A 21,281-nucleotide genomic window follows, 5' to 3' on the forward strand; every position below is an offset into this window, starting at 1 on the left:
TTCCCGGCGATCAACGTCAACGACGCCGTCACCAAGTCGAAGTTCGACAACAAGTACGGCTGCCGCCACTCCCTGATCGACGGCATCAACCGCGCCACGGACACCCTCATCGGCGGCAAGACCGCGGTCGTCTGCGGCTACGGCGACGTGGGCAAGGGCTGTGCGGAGTCCCTGCGTGGTCAGGGCGCCCGTGTGATCGTCACGGAGATCGACCCGATCTGCGCGTTGCAGGCGGCGATGGACGGCTACCAGGTCACGACGCTGGACGAGGTCGTCGACAAGGCCGACATCTTCGTCACCACGACCGGCAACCGGGACATCATCATGGCCAGTGACATGGCCAGGATGAAGCACCAGGCGATCGTCGGCAACATCGGCCACTTCGACAACGAGATCGACATGGCCGGCCTGGCCAAGGTCCCCGGCATCGTCAAGGACGAGGTCAAGCCGCAGGTCCACACCTGGACCTTCCCCGACGGCAAGAAGATCATCGTCCTCTCCGAGGGGCGCCTGCTGAACCTGGGCAACGCGACCGGTCACCCGTCGTTCGTGATGTCCAACTCCTTCGCGGACCAGACGCTGGCCCAGATCGAGCTGTTCACCAAGCCCGACGCGTACCCGACCGGCGTGTACGTGCTGCCCAAGCACCTGGACGAGAAGGTCGCCCGTCTCCACCTGGACGCGCTCGGCGTGAAGCTGACCAGGCTCCGCCCCGAGCAGGCGGCGTACATCGGCGTCGAGGTCGAAGGCCCGTACAAGCCGGACCACTACCGCTACTGACCGTCGGCCGCCGTGCGCGCCAGGAGACCGGCGCGCACGGCCCTGAGGCGTCGACCGCCGCCCGAGTGGGCTTCTAGAGCGTCCGTTTAGCGTTCATGGCATGAAGGCTCTCGTTCTGTCCGGTGGCTCGGGAACGCGCCTGAGGCCCATCACGCACACATCGCCGAAGCAACTGGTGCCGGTGGCGAACAAGCCGGTCCTCTTCTATGTCCTCGAGGACATAGCGCGGGCCGGGATCACCGACGTCGGGATCGTCGTGGGAGAGACTGCCAGTGAGATCCAGGAAGCGGTCGGGGACGGTTCCAAGTTCGGCATCGAGGTGACCTACCTGCCGCAGGAGAAACCCCTCGGACTCGCTCACGCGGTCCTGATCGCCCGTGACTTCCTGGGTGATGACGACTTCGTCATGTACCTGGGAGACAACTTCGTGGTCGGCGGCATCGCCGGTCTGGTGGACGAGTTCCGCACGGACCGGCCCGACGCACAGATCCTGATGACCCGTGTTCCCGATCCGACCGCCTTCGGCATCGCCGAACTGGACGAGGACGGCAGGGTCGTACGACTGGAGGAGAAGCCGACGCAGCCCAAGAGCGACATGGCGGTGATCGGCGTCTATCTGTTCACCCCCGTCGTGCACGAGGCGGTGCGCGCCATCGAGCCGTCCTGGCGCGGCGAGCTGGAGATCACACACGCTATCCAGTGGCTCATCGACAGCCGCTGCGACGTGCGGTCCACCGTGATCCACGGCTACTGGAAGGACACCGGCAATGTCATGGACATGCTTGAAGTGAACCGGTCCGTCCTCGAGGGCGTCGAGCCGTGCACCGAGGGTACCGTCGACGCCGACAGCGAGGTGATCGGCCGCGTCAGGATCGAGGCCGGTGCGCGGGTGGCCAACTCGAGGATCGTCGGCCCGGCGGTCATCGGGGCCGGCGTGGTGATCTGCGGCTCCTACATCGGCCCGTACACCTCCATAGCGGAGAACTGCCGGATCGACGACAGCGAGATCGAGTTCTCCATCGTGTTGCGCGACTCCCGACTGGACGGCGTCCGGCGGGTCAGGGGGTCGCTCATCGGCCGCAGCGTCACCGTGGCCCCGGCCCCGCGGAAGCCGTCCAGCAACCGGCTCGTTCTCGGCGATCACAGCGAGGTGCAGATCTCCTCATGACCACCAAGGCCATATTGGTGACGGGCGGCGCGGGATTCATCGGCTCGCACTACGTCCGGACCCTGCTCGGCCCGCACGGCGTGCGCGATGTGACGGTCACCGTCCTCGACAAGCTGACGTACGCGGGAACCCTCACCAACCTCACCGAGGTGAGCGGTGACGACCGGTTCAGGTTCGTGCGGGGCGACATCTGCGATGCCTCCCTGGTCGACGACCTGATGGCGGCGCACGACCAGGTGGTGCACTTCGCCGCCGAGTCGCACGTCGACCGGTCCATTCTCGGCGCCGCCGACTTCGTACGCACCAATGTCACCGGTACCCAGACCCTGCTCGACGCGGCGCTGCGGCACGGGATCCAGACCTTCGTACACATCTCCACCGACGAGGTGTACGGCTCCATCGACGCGGGGTCCTGGCCGGAGACGGCTCCGGTCAGCCCCAACTCCCCCTACTCCGCGGCCAAGGCGTCCAGCGACCTCATCGCCCTGGCCTACCACCGAACGCACGGCTTGGACATACGTGTCACCCGCTGCTCGAACAACTACGGGCCCCACCAGTTCCCGGAGAAGGTCATCCCGCTCTTCGTCACCAGCTTGCTCGACGGCGGTGAGGTGCCGCTGTACGGGGACGGCGGCAATGTGCGCGACTGGCTGCACGTCGACGACCACGTCCGCGGGATCGAACTGGTCCGTACGGGTGGTCGTGCCGGCGAGGTCTACAACATCGGCGGCGGCACCGAACTCACCAACAAGGAACTGACACAGCTGCTTCTGGACGCCTGCGGTGCCGACTGGAGCCGCGTGCGGCACGTCACCGACCGCAAGGGGCACGACCGGCGCTACTCGGTCGACTGCACGAAGATCCGGCGTGAGCTCGGCTACCGACCGGCCAGGGATTTCGGGGACGCACTGGCGGAGACGGTCGCCTGGTACCGCTTGAACCGCGCGTGGTGGGAGCCCCTCAGGCGGCGGATGGGCGCGACCGTCCGAGAACCGTCCTGTTCATCGTGTCGGAGAAACGGCTGAGGGAGTGAGCGTGGGCATGCACGGGTTGCTGCGCAGCAGGTACGGCGTCCTCGTGGGCCGCTGCCTGACGCACGTCTGGCGGGGGCTCGTCGCTCTGGGCGCCCTGCACATCGGATCCGCGTACTACGACGAGGCCCGGGTGATGGCCGCGCTGGGGCAGGTGGGCTGCTTCCTGGACGGCGGCACGACGAGCGGCGGTCGCACGCCCGGGCGGCTGATGCTGGAGGAACTCCAGGACGGCGCCGGTACGGGCGGTCCGGGCAGTCGGAACAGCTGAGTGCGAGACCGGGCGACCACTGGGAGGAAGTCCTCGCCGGGGGACATGCGGCATCCGCCCGCGTCTGCGTTCCCGACGCGGGCGGACAGTGTGAGGACGTGCGGTCACCGCCCGCCGGCGACGGTGAGGGTCTGGCCGGTGGTGTTGCCGTTGGCCGCCGACCCCAGGAAAAGCACCGTGCCGGCGATGTCCTCCGGGCTGCTGAGCCGCCCGGTGGGAGTCGAGCGGACCTCCCGCTGCCGGATCTCGCCGGGCAGACCGGTGAGCACTCGGTCGGTGGTGGTCAGGCCCGGGCACACGACGTTCACCAGAATTCCGTCACCGCCCACGTCCCAAGCCAGGCTGCGGGCGAAGCCATGCAGCGCCGACTTGGCGGCGCCGTAGAACTCCTGGCCACGATGGCCGTCGAGGGCCACGTGCGAGGAGATCAGCACGATCCGGCCCCAGGACCGCGCGCGCATTCCGGGCACCACGAGTTGCACGGTGCGCAGGGTCGGGGCCAGATTGTCGTCGAGGAAGCCCCACCAGTCACCGACCGCGACGTCCTCGAAATGCTCGCCGGGCGCCCGCCGGGGTGCCCAGCGCACCGCGTTGGCGACGAGCACGTCCACGCCGCTCCAGCGTTCGGTGACCGCGGCGACGGCCGACTCCAGGGTCCCCGGCTCGGCGAGCGAGTACCGCACCGCCATGGCCGCGTCCCGGACGCCGCCGAGTTCGCGGGCGAGCCGTTCGGCGTCCTCGCTGCCGCTCCGGTAGGTCAGGGCGACGCGTGCGCCCTCGGCCGCATACGCGCGCGCGATCGCCGCGCCGATCCCGGAGGACCCGCCCGTGACGAGCACCGTGCGGTCTTTCAGTCCCATGTCCATGCGTGTTCCGCCTTCATGCTGATCCGTCGGGAGGGAAGCGGGGGCGCCGTGCCGGGCCGGGTCGGCGCCCCGAGGGGCACCGGGCGGGTTCAGGAGCGAGGCAGGACCCGGTGCGCGTCCCGCAGGCCTGCCGCGGCCAGTGCCTGCCGCAGATCCGCACCGATGAGTTCCCGGCCGCGTGCCGCGACATAGCCGTCCGGTCGGACCAGAAGCCAGCCGCCCGCAGTGAGTCCCAGGGCGGCGCGCAGGCGGCCCTTCGGGTCGGCGAGAGGGCCGGGACCTTCGGTGCCGTCACCGAGCGTGCGGACCGACAACCAGCTGCTCGCCGCAGGTGCCCCGGTCGTGACGTCCGGTGTCACGGCCAGCGTCCAGCGGGTGTCGCGCAGTTCCTCGGCCCACGCCAGGCAGCCGGCGTCGGCCGGATCGGCGCCCGCTCCGACCGAGGCACGGGTGCCCGGGTGCGGCCCCTGGCCGGTCTCCGCGGGCCGGGTCAGCGGGGAGTCGGCATAGGCGAGCCGGAGGCCGGAGATGCCGCCCAGGACCTGGCGCTGCACCTTCCTGCGCAGCGGTGCGACGTTGCGGATGACACCGAAGACGGCAGGGAGGGCGATCGGGGCGAAGGCGTTCTTCAGCTGCACCAGGAAGGTCGCCTTCCTGGTGGAGCCGAGGAGCCTCTCGCCGATCGGCACCCGCTCCGAGCTGTAGCTGTCGAGCAGCTTCCGCTCCGCCTGGCCCTGGGCGACCAGGGCCAGCTTCCAGGCCAGGTTGTACGCCTCCTGGATGCCGGTGTTCATGCCCTGTCCGGAGGCCGGGCTGTGCACGTGGGCGGCGTCGCCCGCGACGAACACCCTCCCCTGGCCCATGCGCGGCACCATCCGCTGCTGGAAGGTGAAGACGGACGTCCAGGTCGGGGTGCGCACCTTGGCCGGCCGGCCGAGGCCGGGCCCCAGCTTTTGCGTGAAACGGTCGGCGATCACGGCGGCGTCGGTGCCGGGGGCCGCCGTGGTGGTGTCCAGCAGGCGCCAGCGGCCACCGCGTCTGAAGGGCACCATCATCAGCGCCTGCGAGCCGGTGTGGACCCAGTAGATGCTGTCGCGTGGCAGGTCCACGTCCACGGGGGCGTCGGCGAGCATCCACGTCTCGCTGGACTCGCCGAGCAGGGGCAGCCCGAGCAGTTTGCGTACGGTGCTGTGCCCGCCGTCGCAGCCGATCAGCCACGGCACCCCGGCCGACTCCGTGGCTCCGTCGGCGTGTTCGAGCGTGACCGTCACGCCGTCGGAGTCCTGGGAGAAGTCGGTCAGCCGCGTCCCCCACTCGACGTCCACACCGAGCCGGGCCACCGCGTCCCGCAGCACCGCCTCGGTGTCCACCTGCTCGATGATCGCCGTGAACGGATAGCGCGTGGGCATGGTCGTGTAGTCGGCGTCCAGCCGCACCAGCCGGCGGCCCCGGTTGAACATGGTGAAGGCCCTGATCTGCTGGGCCTCTTCGAGCATCTCCTCGATGACCCCCATCTGGTCGTACGTCTCCAGCGTGCGCGGGTGGGTGGCCACGGCGCGGCTGGTGGCGGCGGGCCGGGGTGCCGCGTCGATCAGGCGGACCCGCAGTCCGCGCCGTGCCAGTTCGTGAGCGGCGGTGAGACCGACCGGGCCGGCCCCCGCCACGAGTACCTGCGCCCCGTCAGCCACGGTTCGCCCCGTCCTCGGTGACCACTTCGTAGAGACCCGGTTCCACGCTGGCGAGCGCGCCGAGGCCCTTGACCCGCGCCTGGAACTCCTCGCTGCGTACGGCCGCCTGGTGGGCGGCGGCGTTGTCCCACTCGGCCATTTCGATGAACACGTCGGGCCGGCCGACCTGGCGCAGGGTCGCCGAGCTGCGGTAGCCGGGCTGGGCGGACATGAACTCCGTCAACGACTCCTTGATCTTGAGGAACTCCGCGATGTCGCCGTTGACGGTCAGCTTGTTGATGAAGGTCACCACGATGGTTCTCCTGGTACGAAGGGGATCTGGCATGGACCGACCGGCGCGCGGGCGCCGGTCGTACGGGGTCAGGCCGCCTCGGCTCGCAGCCGCTCGCGCAGCAGTCGCCGGTCGGCCTTGCCGTTCGGGGAGCGGGGCACGGTCGTCAGCCGTTCGGCGCGACGGATGCACTGGTGATCGGACAGCCGCGCGTTGACCCGCGACACGATGAGGCGCAGGTCCACCGGCCGGTCGCCGGCGGGAACGATGCCGGCCCAGACGAGGGCACCGCTGAACTCGTCCGGCATGTCGACCACGACACAGTCGGCGACGTCCGGGTCGTGCAGCAGGATCCGCTCGATCTCGCTCGGCGACACCAGTTCGTTGTCGACCTTGAAGACATCCTTGATGCGGTCGACCAGGAACAGCCAGCCGTCCGCGTCCTGGAAGCCGACGTCCCCGGTGTGGAACCAGCCCTCGGCGTCGATGTCCGGCGCGTCCGGCAGACCGAGGTATCCGGCCATCAACTGCGGGCCGCGCAGGAGGACCTCACCCGGCCGGCCCGGGCCGAGATCGGCTCCGGTCTCCATGTCCACGACGCGGCACTCCGTACCGGGGACGACCGGACCCACCGAGCCGGGCTTGCTCCGCTCCGGCCGGTCGTTGTGGCTGAGCGGGGAAAGCTCGGCGAGCCCGTACCCCTGGATGACCGGCACACCGAGCTGCTCCCTCAGCCGTGCGGCGACGGCGGGGGCGAGCGCCGAGCCGCCCGACGTGACCAGCCTCAGGTCCGGGCCGGCGGTGACCGAGGCCAGCCGTTGGTCCGCCGCCAGCCTGGTCAGACGCACCGGCAGCCCGAAGTAGTGGGTGGCCCCGACATCCGCGGCCGCCGTGAACGAGGCCACCGGGTCGGGGTCATGGCACAGCACTTGTGTGGCCCCCGCGTACACCGCCGCGTTGAGGTGCATCAGGTGGTACAGCGGCAGGTGGTTGAGGCAGACGCTCTCGTCGCCGAGGCCGAGTGCGTGCGCTGCCTGAGCGGCGTTGACCACCAGGTTCCGGTGGGTCAGCTGGACGCCCTTGGGAGGCCCGGTCGTGCCACTGGTGAACTGCACACAGACGACCGAGTCCAGGTCGGTCTCGGCCGGATCAGGCAGCGCGGGCGCGCCTCCACCACCCTCCGCCAGCAGGTCGGCGAGGGGACGCGTGTGCTCGGGCAGCGGCCTGCCCCGGTCCGCGTCGACGACGTACACCTCTCGCAGGGCCGGAAGGTTCCGACGGACCGTTGCCAGGCGTCCGGCGATCTCGGCGGACACCAGGGCGATCTCGATGCCGGCCGTGCGGAAGACATGCTCCAGGGCGGGTTCGCGCACCAGCGGGTTGACCATCACGATGCGGTTGCCACTGCGGCTGGTGCCGTGGAACGCTGCCGCGAACACCGGGTCAAGCACACTTGCCACCCCGACCGCCGTCCGCCGCCGGCCGGTCAGCCGCAGCAGTGCGCGGGCGAACCGGTCGGCTTCCGCGTCGAGTCGGCCGTAGTGGGTCGCTCCCCGCTCGTCCCGCACGGCGATCCGCCCGGGACGGCGCCGGGCGGCCCGGCGCAGCAGTCCGTCCAACGGCACGGCCGGCACCGGGGTCAGGACCTCAGACACCGGCGATCTCCTCCGCGTACGCCTTGGCCAGGCGCAGGTTGCTGACGCTGTTCGCGCTCAGCACCCGGCGCAGGTACTTGCGCGCGTCGAGGACGGTGGTGCCGTCCCCGAGGATGCTCAGGGCGGATGGCTTGATGGTCGCCGTGTGCCGGGCCTCGGCGATGACGCCCTCGGGGGTCCGCGTGAACTTCCAGTGCCCGGTGTGCCCGTCGAGCAGAGCGGGCAGCTCGGTCTGCTTGTACACGATGATGTCCGGCTCGACGGTGACCCGGACGGAACGGGTGCGGTGCGAGGAGCCGTCCGGCGTCGAGGTGAGCATGTCGAAGAACTGCACTCCGGGGGCAGGCTCTTCGAGGTCCAGCTTGGCGATGTGGGGGATGCGTTCCTCCCACTTGTCGGCCTCCCACAGGTAGTCGTAGGCGTCCTTGATGTCGCCGGCGATGAACAGGGAGTCCGTGAAGGAGATGATCAGCCGGTCCAGTTCCTCGCTGTTCTCGGCGGCGTGGCCGAGGGTGCGCAGATAGTCGCGGCTGCCCTCGTGCAGCCGGGCCGAGAGCTCCTCCGCCCGGGCGTCCCCGCCGTCGGACAGGGTGAAGTCGTGGCGCATCTCCACCAGCGTCTTGCCGTCCCGCTCCTGGAACGACCACGAGCCGTCGAGCGTCGCGAACGGGGCCTCGGGCTCTTTGTGGCTGAAGGAGATCCGGCTGCCGTCGGCGGTGCTGGTATGGCGTGCCGTCCAGGTGCGCACGGAATCCCGGCCGGTGACCGCCCAGTGCCGGATCAGCCGCTCGTCGCCGGTGTCCTCCAGGATCTCGGCGTGGACGGCGGGCTTGTGCAACTGCGTCCAGCCGACGACGTCGTCGACCAGCGAGCGGACCCTCTCGGCCGGGGCCGCGATGAGCATCTCGTCCCGGACGGAGTACTGCCGGCTGCTCGTCATCCTGTGTCCTCCTGTTGTCATCGACGCGTCACTCTGCGGTGCTCGCGGGCAACGTTGCGCTGCGGCACTTGAGACGCATTGGATTCCGGCTGGATGCCGTGCGGGGACCGGCCGGGGCCGTGGCGGGTGCCGTGCGGGGGACCCGTCGGGGCTGTAGCACGACTCCAACGCGGCTCGACCGGCTCCGTCCAGGCTGCCCGGGCGGACGGCCGGTGCCTTCCGGTCCCGGCCGCCGTTGCCCCGGCAGCCACATGAAACGGAGACACCGTGACCACGCAGACCGAGACAACGCAGCACTCCGCCAAGGAGTTCGGCGCCCTGTACGCGGAGATTCAGCAGTTCTACGCCCGGCACATGCACCTTCTGGACAGCGGTGCGGCCGACGAGTGGGCCGCCGACTTCACGGAGGACGCCTCGTTCTCCGTGCCGACACTGCCGGCGCCGGTCTCGGGCCGTGACGCCCTGGCGGCCTCGGTCCGGCGCACCGCCGACGCCCTCGCCGCCGCCGGGGAGCAGCACCGCCACTGGCCCGGTGTCTTCGACGTCCGGCCACAGCAGGACGGCTCACTGATCGTTCACTCGTACACCACCGTGTACTCCTCGCCGCGCGGTGGGGAGTCCCGCGTGCACCGGGTCTGCACCTGCACGGACGTCCTGGTCCGCCAGGGTGGGCGACTGCTCGTGCGGACCCGTGAGGTCGCCCGCGACGACCTGCGCTGAACCGGTCGTCCCGCGAGGACGACCACCCGCCGCACGCCCCGTCGGCGGGCTGTTCCCGATCGGAACTCCTGCACGATTCGAGCCGGTTTCGAGAGGGCTCGCGGAACCTCGTCGAGGACACACGGCATGCCTCAACCAGCAGGAGAGGACCAATGACCAGGGGGACAGTAGGCGGTGAGGGCCGATGAACCGTCGCGTCGTCATCACCGGCATCGGGGTCGTGGCCCCGGGGGCGGTGGGCGTCGAGGCGTTCTGGGAGCAGCTCACCGCCGGCCGCACGGCCACCCGGACGATCAGTCTCTTCGACGCCTCCTCGTTCCGCTCCCGGATCGCCGCGGAGGTCGACTTCGACCCGGCACGGCACGGCCTTGACGCCGCAGACGTCGAACGGCTCGACCGGGCCACCCAGTTCGCCCTGGTCAGTGCCCGTGAGGCCGTTGCCGACGCGGGCCTCCAGGACGGCCTCGACCCGCTGCGCACCGGCGTGGCGCTCGGCAGTGCGGTCGGCTGCACGACGGGCCTGGACGCCCAGTACAACATCGTGAGCGAGGGCGGTTCCGACTGGTACGTCGACCACACCCGCGCCGTCGAGCACCTCTTCGACTATTTCGTGCCCAGCTCCATGGCCGCCGAGGTGGCCTGGTCGACCGGCGCCCAGGGCCCCGTGGCGCTGATCTCCACCGGCTGCACTTCCGGCCTCGACTCCCTCGGCCACGCCGTCGAGCTCATCCGGGAGGGCAGTGCCGACGTCATGGTGGCCGGGGCGACCGATGCGCCCATCTCGCCCATCACCGTGGCCTGCTTCGACGCCATCAAGGCCACCTCTCCGCGCAACGACGACCCGGCCACCGCCTCACGGCCGTTCGACCGCAGCCGCAACGGCTTCGTCCTCGGGGAAGGGAGTGCCGTGCTGATCCTGGAGAGTCTCGACCACGCCCGGCGTCGCGGCGCCCACGTCTACGCGGAGATCTCGGGCTTCGCCGGTCGCTGCAACGCCTACCACATGACCGGGCTGCGCCCTGACGGCACGGAGCTCGCCGAGGCGATCCGGACCGCGCTCGACGAGGCGCGCCTCGATGCCACAGCCGTCGACTACGTCAACGCGCACGGCTCCGGCACCAAGCAGAACGACCGCCATGAGACCGCCGCCTTCAAGCGCAGTCTCGGCGACCACGCCTACCGGGTGCCGGTGAGCTCCATCAAGTCGATGATCGGGCATTCGCTCGGTGCCATCGGCTCCCTGGAGGTGGCTGCCAGCGCGCTGGCCATCGAGCACGACACGGTGCCACCCACGGCCAACCTGCATGATCCGGACCCGGCCTGTGATCTCGACTACACCCCGATCACCGCCCGCGAACAGCGCGTCGACACCGTGTTGAGCGTGGGCAGCGGCTTCGGCGGGTTCCAGAGCGCCATGGTCCTGACGGCACCCGGACGCCGGGAGGAGTCATGAGCGCGGCTCCCGGACCCGCCTCGGCGGCCCGCACGGCGTCCCGCCGTCAACGCGGCACGGGCCATGACCGGACCGTGGTCACCGGCATCGGGGTCGCGGCACCCAACGGGCTGACGGTGAAGGCCTGGTGGGAAGCGGTGCTGCGGGGCGAGAGCGGCATCCGCAGGCTCAGCCGTTTCGACCCCGCCCGTTACCCGGTACGACTGGCCGGCGAAATCCGGGACTTCTTCGACGCCGACCACATTCCGGGTCGGCTGCTGCCGCAGACCGACCGGGTGACCCGGCTGTCGCTCGCTGTGGCCAAGGAGGCCGTCGACGACGCGGGCGTCGATCTGGAGCGGCTGCCCCGCTACGCGGCAGGTGTCGTCACCGCGAGCTCGGCGGGCGGGTTCGAGTTCGGGCAGCGCGAGCTGCAGGCCCTGTGGAGCAAGGGTGGGCAGTACGTCAGCGCCTACCAGTCGTTCGCCTGGTTCTACGCCGTCAACACCGGGCAGATCTCCATCCGCCACGACCTGCGCGGCCCCAGCGGGGTCCTGGTCACCGAGCAGGCGGGCGGACTCGACGCGATCGCCCAGGCCCGTCGCCAACTGCGCCGGGGCGGCGACCTGATGATCACCGGCGGTGTGGACTCCGCGCTCTGCCCCTGGGGCTTGACCGCGCACCTGGCAGGGGGCCGCCTGTCCACGGGCGAAGACCCGGCCGGCGCCTACCTCCCCTTCTCCGCGGATGCCCGCGGCGAGGTCGTCGGAGAGGGAGGCGCCCTCCTCGTGCTGGAGTCGGCCGCTGCGGCCCGCGCCCGTGGTGCGCGCGTGTACGGGGCGTTCGCCGGATACGCGGCCACCTTCGACCCGCCCCCCGGACGCGGCGGCCTCCCGCGGCTCCGGCATGCCGCGGAACTGGCCCTGGAAGACGCCGGGCTGACGCCCGAACAGGTGGACGTGGTGTTCGCCGACGCCGCGGGCGACCGCGAGGCGGACCGCGCTGAAGCTCAGGCCCTGGCCGGGCTGTTCGGCCCCTACGGGGTGCCGGTCACCGCACCCAAGACCATGACGGGGCGGCTCTCGGCCGGCGGCGCCTCCCTGGACGTCGCTGCCGCTCTGCTGGCCCTGCGCGACCAGGTCGTGCCCCCCACCGTGAACGTCGTCGAACCCGCCGACGACTGCCCCATCGACCTGGTCACCGGTCGTCCCCGGCCGCTGCCGCTGCGCGTCGCCCTGGTCCTGGCAAGGGGCCGCGGGGGGTTCAACGCCGCCGCCGTCCTGAGGACCGCGCCCTGACCGGCTGCGGGGACGACGGCCGACATGTCCAGCGAGACACCGAATCGAGAACGCCAGAAGGAGTACCCATGTCAGAGCAGATGCGGTGGGAAGAGTTCACCGCCGTGGTGCGCGAGTGCGCGGGCGAGAGCGAGAGCGCGGACCTGACCGAGGCCGTCGACGTCTCCTTCACCGACCTCGGCTACGACTCGGTCGCGCTGCTGGAGATCACCGCACGCATCGAGCGTGAGTACGGCATCGCCCTCGATGACGAGGCCGTGTCCGAGGCGAAGACCCCGGGCCAGTACCTCGCCCTGGTCAACGAGGCCCTCGCCGCCGGCTCGAGCGTCGCCTGAGCCGCTTGCCGACCTCTGGGAGTCGAATCGTGACCACGCACCACTCCACAGCCCCGGCACTGACCGGCCGTACGGCGCTGGTGACCGGCGCCACCCGAGGCGTGGGCCTCGCCATCGCCCGGAAGCTGAGCACCTGCGGCGTCGATGTCCTGCTCAACTACGCCCAGGACGAAGAGAACGCCCAGCGCGCCCTCAAGGAGCTGGCCGGCCTCCCCGGCCGGGTCCACGCCGTCAAGGCCGATGTCACCGACGACTTCGACGCCCTGTGCGACGAGGCCGGGCGGCGCTTCGGGCACCTCGACATCCTCGTCCACAACACCTCGTACTTCCGCCCCGCGCCGACTCTGGCCACCGGACCAGCGCTGGTGGACCGTTCCCTGGCCGTCGCGCTGCACCCCCTGCTGGCCGCAGCCGCACGGCTCGCCGAGTTGATGGAGGGCCGCTCGGGCAGGATCGTCACCGTCTCCAGCATCGGTGCCCGCCGGGTCGTGCCGCGGTACGCCGCGGCGGGGGTGGCCAAGGCCGCTCTGGAGTCCCTCGTGCGCTATCTCGCGGTCGAACTGGCCGGACGGGGCATCGCCGTCAACGCGGTCGCCGCCGCCAAGGTCGACAAGGGGGACGGGACGGTTCCGCCCGGGATCGCTGAGGCGATCACCGCGCGCACGCCCGGAGGCCGACTCACCACGCCGGAGGACGTCGCTGACGCCGTCAGCCTGCTGTGCACGGACGAGGCAGGCTGGCTCCAGGGCCAGGTCGTGACGGTCGACGGCGGCCTGAGCCTGGTGGCGGGCTGAGCGATGTCCATGAAATCCGGAACGACACCGCCCGGCACGCCGACACTCGACGAGGACCTGCACACCGACGTCTGCGTCGTGGGCGGCGGGCCCGCGGGACTCGCCCTGGCCCTGATGCTCCTGCGCTCGGGGGTGCGGGTCGCCCTCCTCGAGAAGTCGACGCGGTTCCACCGCGCCTTTCGCGGCGAGATCCTCCAACCCGGCGGGCAGCGCATCCTCGACGACCTGGGCGTGCTCAGTGCGGCCCGCGCCGCCGGGGCGTGCGAACTCGACGGCTTCCAGCTCGTGGATCGCGGACGCGTGTTGCTCGACATCGACTACCGGCGGTTGCCGGCCCCGTACGACCGGCTGCTGGCCGTCCCCCAACGCCACCTGCTCGACGCACTCCTCGCCCAGTGCCGAGCACTGCCCGGCTTCCTGTTCCTGGACGGCCACCGGGTCGGTGCGCTGCTCCAGGAGGACGGGCGGGTCGCCGGTGTCGTCGCCCGCGGCCCCGGCCGCCGGCGCAGGGTCCACGCCCGGCTCGTGGTGGGGGCCGACGGCCGGTTCTCCAAGACTCGGTCCCTGGCGGGGATCGACGCCGGCCGTGTGGAGACGTTCGGGCACGACGTGCTCTGGTTCAAAGTGGACGCTCCGAGCCGGCAGACCCGGTATGTCCGTATCCATCGCACCGAGGGCAACCCCGTCCTCGTGCACGACTCGCACCCCGGCAAGCTGCAGATCGGCTGGACCCTGCCGCACGGGAGCTGGCCGGAGCTCGCTGCCCGAGGAGTCGACGAGGTCAGGCGCGAGCTGACCAGGGCGTTGCCGCAGTACGCGGACCTCATCGAGAAGTCCGTCGGCAGCCTGTCCGATCTGAGCCTGCTCGACGTCTACGCCGGAAAGGCCGACACGTGGACGCGCGACGGCCTCGTGCTGATCGGCGACAGTGCCCACACCCACAGCCCGCTGGGGGCCCAGGGCATCAACCTCGCCCTCCAGGACGCGGCGGTACTCCACCCCGTGCTGGTGGCGGCCCTGCGCGCCGGGAGCCTGGAGCGGGAGCGGTTCGCTCCCTTCCTCGACGCCCGGATGCCCGCGGTGGATGCCGTGATGAAGATGCAGACGATGCAGGCCAAGGGCATGTTCGGGACCGGTGGGCCGGTGGCGGACCGCTTGCGCTCCGGCATCGCCGGCCTGATCCGGCACAGCCCGCTGGGCAGGAAGATCACCCATCGGGTGGCCTTCGGCCATCCGCCCGTGGACGTCCGCACCGATCTGTTCACCACTGGCCCGATCGTCCGTGCCGAGCGCACGGGCAGCACGAAGAGGTGACCCCATGCGCATCATCGACCTGTCCTCGCCCGTGGACGCCGGGGCCTGGGAGCCGGACCCCGTGGTCCACGAGGTCCTCACGCCCGCCGAAGGGGCCCGGCACATGAGTGAGGAGATGAAGGCCCACTTCGGCATCGACTTCGACCCGTCCGTGCTGCCGGACGGCGAGCTGCTGTCGCTGGACACCTTCACCCTCACCAGCCACACCGGAACCCACGTGGACGCGCCGTCGCACTACGGCTCGAAAGCCGCCTACGGCACTCCGCGCCACATCGACGAGATGCCGCTGGACTGGTTCCACCGCCCGGCGATCCGGCTGGACCTTCGGGACCAGCCGGTGGGGGCGGTGCGCACCGAGGTCCTCGAGCGGGAGTTCGCCCGGATCGGCCGCACCCCCCGGCCCCACGACATCGTCCTCCTGAACACCGGGGCCTCCTCCCACGTCGGGACCGAGAAGTACTTCACCGACTTCACCGGACTCGACGGCGAGGCCACCGACTTCCTGCTCGACCTGGGGGTCAAGGTGATCGGCACCGACGCGTTCAGCCTCGACGCGCCGTTCGGCGACATGATCCGCCGGTTCCAGGAGACCGGTGACCGCTCCGTGCTGTGGCCGGCGCACTTCGCCGGCCGCCGACGTGAGTACTGCCAGATCGAACGCCTCCACAACTTGGACGCCCTGCCCGGTGACTTCGGCTACACCGTCTCCTGCCTTCCGGTGAAGCTGGTCGGCTCCGGTGCCGGCTGGACCCGTGCCGTGGCCCTGGTGGACGACTGATGAAGCGTTCAGGCCGATGAGATCGGGCCTGGTGCGGGTCGGCCGGTACAGACACCGGCCGGGCCCGCACCAGGCCCTGGTCGTCGGGCACCCTGGTGGTCGAGCCGAGGCGGGCCCCGCGCAGCCACGCCCCGTACACCGCGCGGCTGCGCCGCCCGCCGGTTGCACCGGCGGGCGGCGCCGACGAAGGTCACCCCACGCTCAGGCCGCCGTCGACACGCAGAATCGCGCCGGTCAGATACCCCGCCTCGCTGCGGGTCACCTGGGTGATCCACCAGGCGATCTCCTCCGGCCGCGCGGGGCGGCCCAGCGGTACGCGCGAGAAGTCGTCCAGCTGGGCGGGCGGCAGGCCGGACCTTGCCTCGGTCAGGGCGGCCGTGACCGTCGGCCCCGGAGCCACCGAGACCACCCTGATGCCGCGCGGTGCCAGTTCCACCGCCCATGTCAGAGTGAGGAAGTCCAGGCCGACCTTGGTGCTGCCGTACACCGAGTTGGCCGGCCAGCCGCGGGTGGGCGGGTTGGAGCTGATATTGACCACCGTCGCGCCCGGCGGCATGTGCGGTACCGCGCTCTGCGTCAGGAAGAGGGGGCCCAACAGGTTGGTGGCCACCTGTCGCTCGGCCCGCTCGCGGTCGATCTCACCGAGCCGAGCCCGCCATGGGACGCCGGCGTTGTTGATCAGCACGTCGATCCGGCCGGTGCCCTCCAGCGCCGCCGCCACGATCCGCTCGGGTGCCTCGCGGTCGACGAGGTCGGCCACATGCCACCGGATGTGCGGATGCCCATCGGCGGTCTCGGCCAGACGCTCGGCGGTCCGCCCGACGATCAGCACTTGGGCGCCCTGGCGCGCGAACGCCCGGGCGGTGGCCCGGCCGATGCCGGAACCACCGCCGGTGACGACGACGCTGGCGTGGTCCGTCGTCCGAGCCACGGTCACGCCCCGGCGGGGACGATCGACGGCCGTGGGTTCGGCAGGATGAACCGTCCGCCCTTCGCCAGGAACGACGCCTCCTTGGCGAGGATCTCCTCCCCGTAGTTCCAGGCCAGCAGGAGGTAGTAGTCGATGGCCTGAGTCTTGGCGTAGGCCGGGCTGTGCACCGGGATGTGCGTGCCGGGCAGCACCAGGCCCTGCTTGAACTCGGTGGTGTCACAGCAGAACTCGAGATCGTCCGTGGTGAGCCCGCAGACGTTCAGGAGGGTGTTGCCCTTCGCGGGGGCGCCGTACCCGGCGATCCGCTTGCCCTCGGCCCGCAGCGAGCGGACCAGCGCCTTGAGTTCACCGGTGACCTGCTCGACGTGCTCGGCGAAGCGCTCGTACGTGGCGTCCTCGTGGAGGCCGCTCCGCTTCTCGAGGGCGATGAGCTCGTCGACGGCGGGGGCCGTCGGCCGGGCACCGTCCTCCAGGCCCACGAAGACCAGGATGGATCCGCCGTGCACGGCGAGGCGTTCGACGTCCACGACCCGCAGGCCGTGCCGGCGAAAGAGCGTGACCAGGGAGCCGACGCCGAAGTACGACAGGTGCTCGTGGTAGATGGTGTCGAACTCGTTGCGCTCGAGCATGTCCACCAGGTAGGGCACCTCGATGGCGAACAAGCTGTCCGAGCCCAGCAGATCGCGCACGCCCGCGGCGACCGAGGCGACGTCGTCGATGTGCGCGAAGACATGCCGGCCCAGGATCAGCCGGGGCGTGCCGTGGGTCTTCTTGACGAGGGCCGCTGTGTCGACCGAGAAGAACTCCGGAAGGGTCTCGACACCCCGCTCGTTGGCGACCGTGGCGATGTTGCGGGCCGGGTCGATGCCGAGGACCCGCATCCCGGCGTCCTGGAACGCCTTGAGCTGTGAGCCGGTGTTGCTGCCGATCTCCAGGACGAAGCTGCCCTCGGGGATGCCGAAGCGCTCCATGCACACGGCGACGACACGCGCCATGTGCTTCTTGATGGTCTCCGAATCGGAGGTTGTGTAGGGATACGTGCGGTACAGCACCTCGGGATCCACGACATGGGTCAGGCTCATCAGCCTGCAGGAGCGGCAGGAGATCACGGCCAGCGGATAGCGGGGCTCGTCGTCGTAGGACGGGGCGGGTTCCAAAAAGCTGTCCGCCAGGGGCACGGGGCCGAAGTCCACGACCTTCTGCCAGTCCTGCGCTCCGCACATCCGGCAGGTGCTCACTTCCCGCGCGGTGCCAGAGATGTCCATGTGGTCGACCTTTCTCTTCGGGGTTCGGGGGCTCGTACGACGGTCGTGCGGGAGCTCGTACCGGGCTCTCCGCACAGGCTGGGCACCGGTCACCAGCGGAAACGCCGGGCGGTGGTGGCGACCTGCTCGACCAGGCGCGCCTGCTGTTCGAGGTCACGTGCCGGGCCGGTGACGTCCTCGCGGCGGATGGCGGCGGCGAACCGCTGGAAGAGCGTGGTGAACTGCTGGTCCGGAGTCAGCCGGCGTACCTCGACCTCGCCTGGGCGCTCCCAGGTGAGCTTCGGCGCGAAGTCGTCCGGAGCGCTGTAGGCGCGGTCCAGGCCGATCCGTCCTGCCGAACCCCACAGGGTGTAACCGCAGCGGTAGGAGTGGCGGAATCCGAAGCTCACGTGGGCGGTGACACCGGTCGGCCCGGTCAGCAGCGCGGCACCCGCGACGTCCACTCCGCGGTCGGCGTCCTCGCACAGTGTGGCACCCGTGACCTCGAGTTCATCACCCAGGAAGAGCCGGGCCGCCCGCAACGGGTACACACCCGCGTCCAACAGCGCGCCGCCTCCGAGTTCCGGCCGGTAGCGGATGTCGGTGTCCGGAAGCGGAGGGAACGCGAACTCGGCCGTCATGGAGCGCACCTCGCCGATGGCTCCCCCGGCCAATAGGGCCCGGACCGACTCCTGCTGGCTGTGGTGGAGGAACGCGAAGTTCTCCATCACCACCAGCCCGCGCTCCCGGGCCAGGCGGGTCAGCGCAGCGGCCTCCTCGGCCGTCGCGGCCGCCGGTTTCTCCACCAGGACGTGCAGCCCGGCCGCGAGTGCCCGGCCGGCCCAGGGCACGTGCAGTGCGGCGGGCAGCGGTATGTACACCGCGTCGAGGTCCTTGCGGGCGAGCAACTCCTCGTAGCCCGTGAGGGGTTCCGCGCCGAACCGGCGCGCGAAGAGCTCCGCCTTGCCGGGGTCCCGGCTGGCGACCGCCGTGAGCACGAAGTCCGGAACACGGGCGAGCGAGGGCAGCGCACGGCGCTGGGCGATCTCGGCGCAGCCCATGAGGCCCAGGCGCAGAGGGGCACGGTCCACGGACACCGCGGTCACCAGACGGACTGCAGACAGGCGATGAGGCTGCGGGCCTGGATGTTGCAGTAGTTGCTGTGCTGCAGCAGCGTGACCAGTTGGCCCACGGTCATCCAGCGGTAGTCCACGGGTACGAGGGGATCCTCGTCCGTCTCCACCACCAGGTAGCGGCTCAGCGCCCGGTAGAAACGGCCGCCCTCCTCGGACTGGACGACGTCGTACAGGATCTGTTCCGGCCGGGCGGCCAGCACGTCGTCCAGGAACCTCGGTCGCCGCTCGGGAGGCAGGTGAGCGTGGTTGTCGGGCACACACTGGACGGTGGGGCCCAGCTCCACGACGTCGACGTACCCCGGTTCGGGATGGGCGCGCACCAGGACGTGGAGGACGCCGTTGATCCGCTTGGCCAGGAAGGCCACCACTCCGGTGCCGCGCGGGCTGAGCAGCGGCTGGGTCCATCCGGTGACCTCGCGGTTGCCGGCCTCGACGGACACGGCGACGATCGCGAAGTGACGGCCGCTGGTGTGGCGGATCTCCTCCGCGTCGCGCACCCAGTCGTCGACGGCGGCCAGCGGTACCGGCTCCAGGGACACCTCGCTGCGCGCCCTGATCCCGTTGAACCAGCGCAGGATGTCGGGCAGAGTGTGCGCGGCGTCCGCCTGCGGGGACAGCGAGGCGGTCAGCGCCGCCGCAGCGCCGTGGCCGGGATCGTGGAGGGGGCCGACGGGAAGACAGGCCAGCACCGTCCGGGTGTCCATGTTGACCAGGTCCGGAACCCCGAGCAGACGACGGACCTGGCCGAGCGTCAGCCAGCAGTAGTCCTCGTGCTCGGGGACGTCGCCGACGGCCTCGACGACGAGGTTGCGGTTGCGCTTGCGGTAGAACCAGGCGCCGTGTTCGGACTGGAGCACGTCGACCAGCGGCCGGCCCTTGCCGGGGTCCGTGAAGTACTCCAGGTACCGGACGGCGCTGCCTTCGTGCACCCCGGTGTAGTTGCTGCGGGTCGCCTGCACCGTGGGTGAGAGCTGGAGCCCTTCGGCGTTGCCGGGCTCGGCCTTCGCCTGCATCAGACAGTGCAGGACACCGTCGAACTCCTTGACCAGGATGCCCAGAAACCCGATCTCCGGCTGGTTCATGATCGGCTGGGACCAGGAGACCGGGTCCGGGCCGTCGTAGCGCGCCCGCAGCCCTTCGACGGAGAAGAAGCGGCCGCTGTCGTGCACCAGGTTCCCGGTGACCGGCTGGAAGCTCCAGCGCTTCAGTTCGGCGAAGGGTATGCGACGAACGTCCATCCGGATGGCTTTCCGGCGTTCGTCGAACCAGCGGTGGAAGTCGCGCATGGACAGCAGGCCGCCGTCGACCGCGGCCGCCGATTCGCTGATGCGCATCAGGTCCGTGCCGTCGTGGCTGTCCGGGGGTACCGCTGGATGCTTTCTGCTCGTGATCGCCTGAGTCATTGACGTCTCTCCCATCGCAGGCATCGGCAGCGCGCTCCGGGCCACCGTCGGCGCTCGGACTGGAGCCGTGCTCGAGTCCCGGTCGGCCCTCCGTTTGCCTGGCCCGGGCTCCGTCAGGGCTCGAGCCGCCTTCGATCCGGGCAGCTCAGCGTCGTCGCTGTGGAGTTCCGAAGCCTTGGCCGAAGCGGCCTATCAGTGAGCGAGATCGTCTACGGCAACCTGCTGTACCCCGAGGACGACACCCCCGATGAGGTGGTGCTCTCCTCGATCAGAGCGGCGCGCGACGCCGGTGTGACGACCTTTGACACCGCGGACGTCTACGGCATGTTCCGGTCCGAGACCCTCCTGGGGCAGGCGCTGGCCGGGACACCCCGCGAAGAGCTGGTCCTGTGCACCAAGGTGGGGATGCCGACCGGGCGCGGCCCCAACGGTCGGGGGCTGTCCAGGAAACACGTCATGGAGTCGGTGGACGGCTCGCTGCGCCGCCTTCGCGTCGACCACATCGACGTCTACACCGCGCACCGCCACGATCCGGCGACTCCCCTCGAGGAGCTGATGTGGACCTTCTCCGACCTGGTGCGGGCCGGGAAGATCCTTTACGTCGGGATGTCGGAGTGGCCGGTCGAAAGGATCACCGAGGCGGCGGACATCGGTGCCCGGCTGGGCGTGCCGGTGATCTGCCACATGCCCCGCTACTCGATGCTGTGGCGGGTCCCGGAGTCCAAGGTGATCCCCACCTGTCGCGACCTGGGCATCGGCCAGATCTGCTACTTCACGCTGGAGCAGGGTGTCCTCACCGGCAAGTACACGCCGGGCAGGCAGCCGCCGGCCGGTTCCCGGGCTACGGCCCCGAAGGGAGGCCGGGCCCCCCTGATGCGGCGCTGGCTGGACGACGACACCGCACTCGACCGGGTCGCGCGACTGCGCCCGCTGGCCGAGGAAGCGGGACTGACCACGGCCCAGCTCGCCCTCGCCTGGGTGCTGCAGAACCCGGGCGTCAGCGGGGCCGTGATCGGCTCGTCCAGCGCTGATCAGGTCCTGAGCAACGCTGAGGCGGCCGGAGTCCGTCTGGAGGCGGATCTGACGGCGCGGATCGACGCGGTCCTGGGCGACTCCGTCGTGAGCGACGAGGAATAGTCCCGCGGGTCGGCCGAACGGTGCTGCCGTCCCACGCCGTTCGTCCCCGTCCGACGAGCGGCACGGCACGCCGTCCTTCCGACGAAGCC

Annotated in this window: 21 protein-coding genes; 12 read left to right on the forward strand and 9 right to left on the reverse strand. The window is 70.7% G+C overall.

Going from position 1 to position 21,281, the window contains the following annotated elements; translation table 11 throughout:
- From SY2F82_RS29210 to SY2F82_RS29225, 4 genes are all read left to right on the forward strand, one after another.
- Nucleotides 1–780 (forward strand): adenosylhomocysteinase (locus SY2F82_RS29210; RefSeq protein ID WP_200422169.1); only part of this gene is annotated, 780 nt, incomplete at its 5' end.
- A 100-nt stretch (nucleotides 781–880) separates the two neighbouring features.
- On the forward strand, nucleotides 881–1,948 hold the full coding sequence (locus tag SY2F82_RS29215) for a glucose-1-phosphate thymidylyltransferase (RefSeq protein ID WP_200422170.1): 1,068 nt from the start codon (nucleotides 881–883) through the stop codon (nucleotides 1,946–1,948).
- Nucleotides 1,945–2,973, forward strand: coding sequence for a dTDP-glucose 4,6-dehydratase (gene rfbB / locus SY2F82_RS29220; RefSeq protein ID WP_200422171.1), 1,029 nt, complete (start codon nucleotides 1,945–1,947; stop codon nucleotides 2,971–2,973). Before SY2F82_RS29215 ends, rfbB begins: the two co-directional genes overlap by 4 nt.
- A 10-nt stretch (nucleotides 2,974–2,983) precedes the next feature.
- Nucleotides 2,984–3,250: a hypothetical protein gene (locus tag SY2F82_RS29225; protein ID WP_200422172.1), complete on the forward strand. Its 267-nt coding sequence runs from the start codon at nucleotides 2,984–2,986 to the stop codon at nucleotides 3,248–3,250.
- Nucleotides 3,251–3,354: 104 nt separating this feature from the next.
- On the opposite strand, the gene SY2F82_RS29230 is transcribed toward SY2F82_RS29225, so the two are convergent.
- The 5 genes from SY2F82_RS29230 to SY2F82_RS29250 form a co-directional block, all read right to left on the reverse strand.
- On the reverse strand, nucleotides 3,355–4,116 hold the full coding sequence (locus SY2F82_RS29230; protein ID WP_200422173.1) for an SDR family NAD(P)-dependent oxidoreductase: 762 nt from the start codon (nucleotides 4,114–4,116) through the stop codon (nucleotides 3,355–3,357).
- A gap of 89 nt (nucleotides 4,117–4,205) precedes the next feature.
- Nucleotides 4,206–5,804, reverse strand: coding sequence for an FAD-dependent oxidoreductase (locus SY2F82_RS29235; protein ID WP_200422174.1), 1,599 nt, complete (start codon nucleotides 5,802–5,804; stop codon nucleotides 4,206–4,208).
- Entirely contained in the window at nucleotides 5,797–6,096 is a 300-nt protein-coding gene (locus SY2F82_RS29240; protein ID WP_200422175.1) for an antibiotic biosynthesis monooxygenase, read from the reverse strand. The genes SY2F82_RS29235 and SY2F82_RS29240 overlap by 8 nt, the downstream gene beginning before the upstream one ends.
- Nucleotides 6,097–6,164: 68 nt before the next feature.
- Nucleotides 6,165–7,730: a class I adenylate-forming enzyme family protein gene (locus tag SY2F82_RS29245; RefSeq protein WP_236041860.1), complete on the reverse strand. Its 1,566-nt coding sequence runs from the start codon at nucleotides 7,728–7,730 to the stop codon at nucleotides 6,165–6,167.
- Complete coding sequence (locus tag SY2F82_RS29250; RefSeq protein ID WP_200422176.1) at nucleotides 7,723–8,670, reverse strand: aromatase/cyclase; 948 nt, start codon at nucleotides 8,668–8,670, stop codon at nucleotides 7,723–7,725. Before SY2F82_RS29250 ends, SY2F82_RS29245 begins: the two co-directional genes overlap by 8 nt.
- A gap of 267 nt (nucleotides 8,671–8,937) precedes the next feature.
- Between SY2F82_RS29250 and SY2F82_RS29255 the strand changes: the two genes are divergently transcribed.
- The 7 genes from SY2F82_RS29255 to SY2F82_RS29285 all read left to right on the forward strand — a co-directional run bounded on the left by SY2F82_RS29255 (nucleotide 8,938) and on the right by SY2F82_RS29285 (nucleotide 15,341).
- A complete protein-coding gene (locus tag SY2F82_RS29255; protein ID WP_236041861.1) occupies nucleotides 8,938–9,390 on the forward strand; it encodes a nuclear transport factor 2 family protein in 453 nt (150 codons plus the stop codon).
- A gap of 184 nt (nucleotides 9,391–9,574) precedes the next feature.
- Nucleotides 9,575–10,843: a beta-ketoacyl synthase gene (locus tag SY2F82_RS29260; protein WP_200422177.1), complete on the forward strand. Its 1,269-nt coding sequence runs from the start codon at nucleotides 9,575–9,577 to the stop codon at nucleotides 10,841–10,843.
- Nucleotides 10,840–12,120, forward strand: a complete 1,281-nt coding sequence (locus SY2F82_RS29265; RefSeq protein WP_200422178.1) for a ketosynthase chain-length factor — start codon at nucleotides 10,840–10,842, stop codon at nucleotides 12,118–12,120. Before SY2F82_RS29260 ends, SY2F82_RS29265 begins: the two co-directional genes overlap by 4 nt.
- Before the next feature lie 68 nt (nucleotides 12,121–12,188).
- Entirely contained in the window at nucleotides 12,189–12,455 is a 267-nt protein-coding gene (locus tag SY2F82_RS29270; RefSeq protein WP_236041862.1) for an acyl carrier protein, read from the forward strand.
- 29 nt (nucleotides 12,456–12,484) lie between these two features.
- On the forward strand, nucleotides 12,485–13,249 hold the full coding sequence (locus SY2F82_RS29275) for an SDR family oxidoreductase (RefSeq protein ID WP_200422179.1): 765 nt from the start codon (nucleotides 12,485–12,487) through the stop codon (nucleotides 13,247–13,249).
- 9 nt (nucleotides 13,250–13,258) lie between these two features.
- Entirely contained in the window at nucleotides 13,259–14,563 is a 1,305-nt protein-coding gene (locus tag SY2F82_RS29280; protein ID WP_200422180.1) for an FAD-dependent monooxygenase, read from the forward strand.
- Nucleotides 14,564–14,567: 4 nt separating this feature from the next.
- Nucleotides 14,568–15,341: a cyclase family protein gene (locus tag SY2F82_RS29285; protein ID WP_200422181.1), complete on the forward strand. Its 774-nt coding sequence runs from the start codon at nucleotides 14,568–14,570 to the stop codon at nucleotides 15,339–15,341.
- A 190-nt stretch (nucleotides 15,342–15,531) separates the two neighbouring features.
- Here SY2F82_RS29285 and SY2F82_RS29290 read toward each other — a convergent pair whose 3' ends face one another.
- From SY2F82_RS29290 to SY2F82_RS29305, 4 genes are all read right to left on the reverse strand, one after another.
- On the reverse strand, nucleotides 15,532–16,272 hold the full coding sequence (locus SY2F82_RS29290) for an SDR family NAD(P)-dependent oxidoreductase (protein WP_200422182.1): 741 nt from the start codon (nucleotides 16,270–16,272) through the stop codon (nucleotides 15,532–15,534).
- Between the two features lie 2 nt (nucleotides 16,273–16,274).
- Complete coding sequence (locus tag SY2F82_RS29295; RefSeq protein WP_200422183.1) at nucleotides 16,275–17,537, reverse strand: class I SAM-dependent methyltransferase; 1,263 nt, start codon at nucleotides 17,535–17,537, stop codon at nucleotides 16,275–16,277.
- Nucleotides 17,538–17,626: 89 nt separating this feature from the next.
- Nucleotides 17,627–18,622, reverse strand: a complete 996-nt coding sequence (locus tag SY2F82_RS29300) for a Gfo/Idh/MocA family protein (protein ID WP_236041863.1) — start codon at nucleotides 18,620–18,622, stop codon at nucleotides 17,627–17,629.
- Nucleotides 18,619–20,055, reverse strand: a complete 1,437-nt coding sequence (locus SY2F82_RS29305) for an NDP-hexose 2,3-dehydratase family protein (RefSeq protein WP_236041864.1) — start codon at nucleotides 20,053–20,055, stop codon at nucleotides 18,619–18,621. Before SY2F82_RS29305 ends, SY2F82_RS29300 begins: the two co-directional genes overlap by 4 nt.
- Before the next feature lie 195 nt (nucleotides 20,056–20,250).
- On the opposite strand from SY2F82_RS29305, the gene SY2F82_RS29310 reads away from it, so the two are divergent.
- Entirely contained in the window at nucleotides 20,251–21,192 is a 942-nt protein-coding gene (locus tag SY2F82_RS29310; protein WP_236041865.1) for an aldo/keto reductase, read from the forward strand.
- Nucleotides 21,193–21,281: the final 89 nt, after the last annotated feature.

Source organism: Streptomyces sp. Y2F8-2 (assembly GCF_014905555.1).
GTDB classification, from domain to species: domain Bacteria; phylum Actinomycetota; class Actinomycetes; order Streptomycetales; family Streptomycetaceae; genus Streptomyces; species Streptomyces cynarae.

Coding starts and splice junctions, on each gene's coding strand:
- SY2F82_RS29295 (WP_200422183.1), bottom strand. CDS start 17,537: ATGGACATCTCTGGCACCGCGCGGGAAGTGAGCACCTGCCGGATGTGC.
- SY2F82_RS29230 (WP_200422173.1), bottom strand. CDS start 4,116: ATGGACATGGGACTGAAAGACCGCACGGTGCTCGTCACGGGCGGGTCC.
- SY2F82_RS29305 (WP_236041864.1), bottom strand. CDS start 20,055: ATGACTCAGGCGATCACGAGCAGAAAGCATCCAGCGGTACCCCCGGAC.
- SY2F82_RS29270 (WP_236041862.1), top strand. CDS start 12,189: ATGTCAGAGCAGATGCGGTGGGAAGAGTTCACCGCCGTGGTGCGCGAG.
- SY2F82_RS29260 (WP_200422177.1), top strand. CDS start 9,575: ATGAACCGTCGCGTCGTCATCACCGGCATCGGGGTCGTGGCCCCGGGG.
- rfbB (WP_200422171.1), top strand. CDS start 1,945: ATGACCACCAAGGCCATATTGGTGACGGGCGGCGCGGGATTCATCGGC.
- SY2F82_RS29250 (WP_200422176.1), bottom strand. CDS start 8,670: ATGACGAGCAGCCGGCAGTACTCCGTCCGGGACGAGATGCTCATCGCG.
- SY2F82_RS29280 (WP_200422180.1), top strand. CDS start 13,259: ATGAAATCCGGAACGACACCGCCCGGCACGCCGACACTCGACGAGGAC.
- SY2F82_RS29265 (WP_200422178.1), top strand. CDS start 10,840: ATGAGCGCGGCTCCCGGACCCGCCTCGGCGGCCCGCACGGCGTCCCGC.
- SY2F82_RS29285 (WP_200422181.1), top strand. CDS start 14,568: ATGCGCATCATCGACCTGTCCTCGCCCGTGGACGCCGGGGCCTGGGAG.
- SY2F82_RS29215 (WP_200422170.1), top strand. CDS start 881: ATGAAGGCTCTCGTTCTGTCCGGTGGCTCGGGAACGCGCCTGAGGCCC.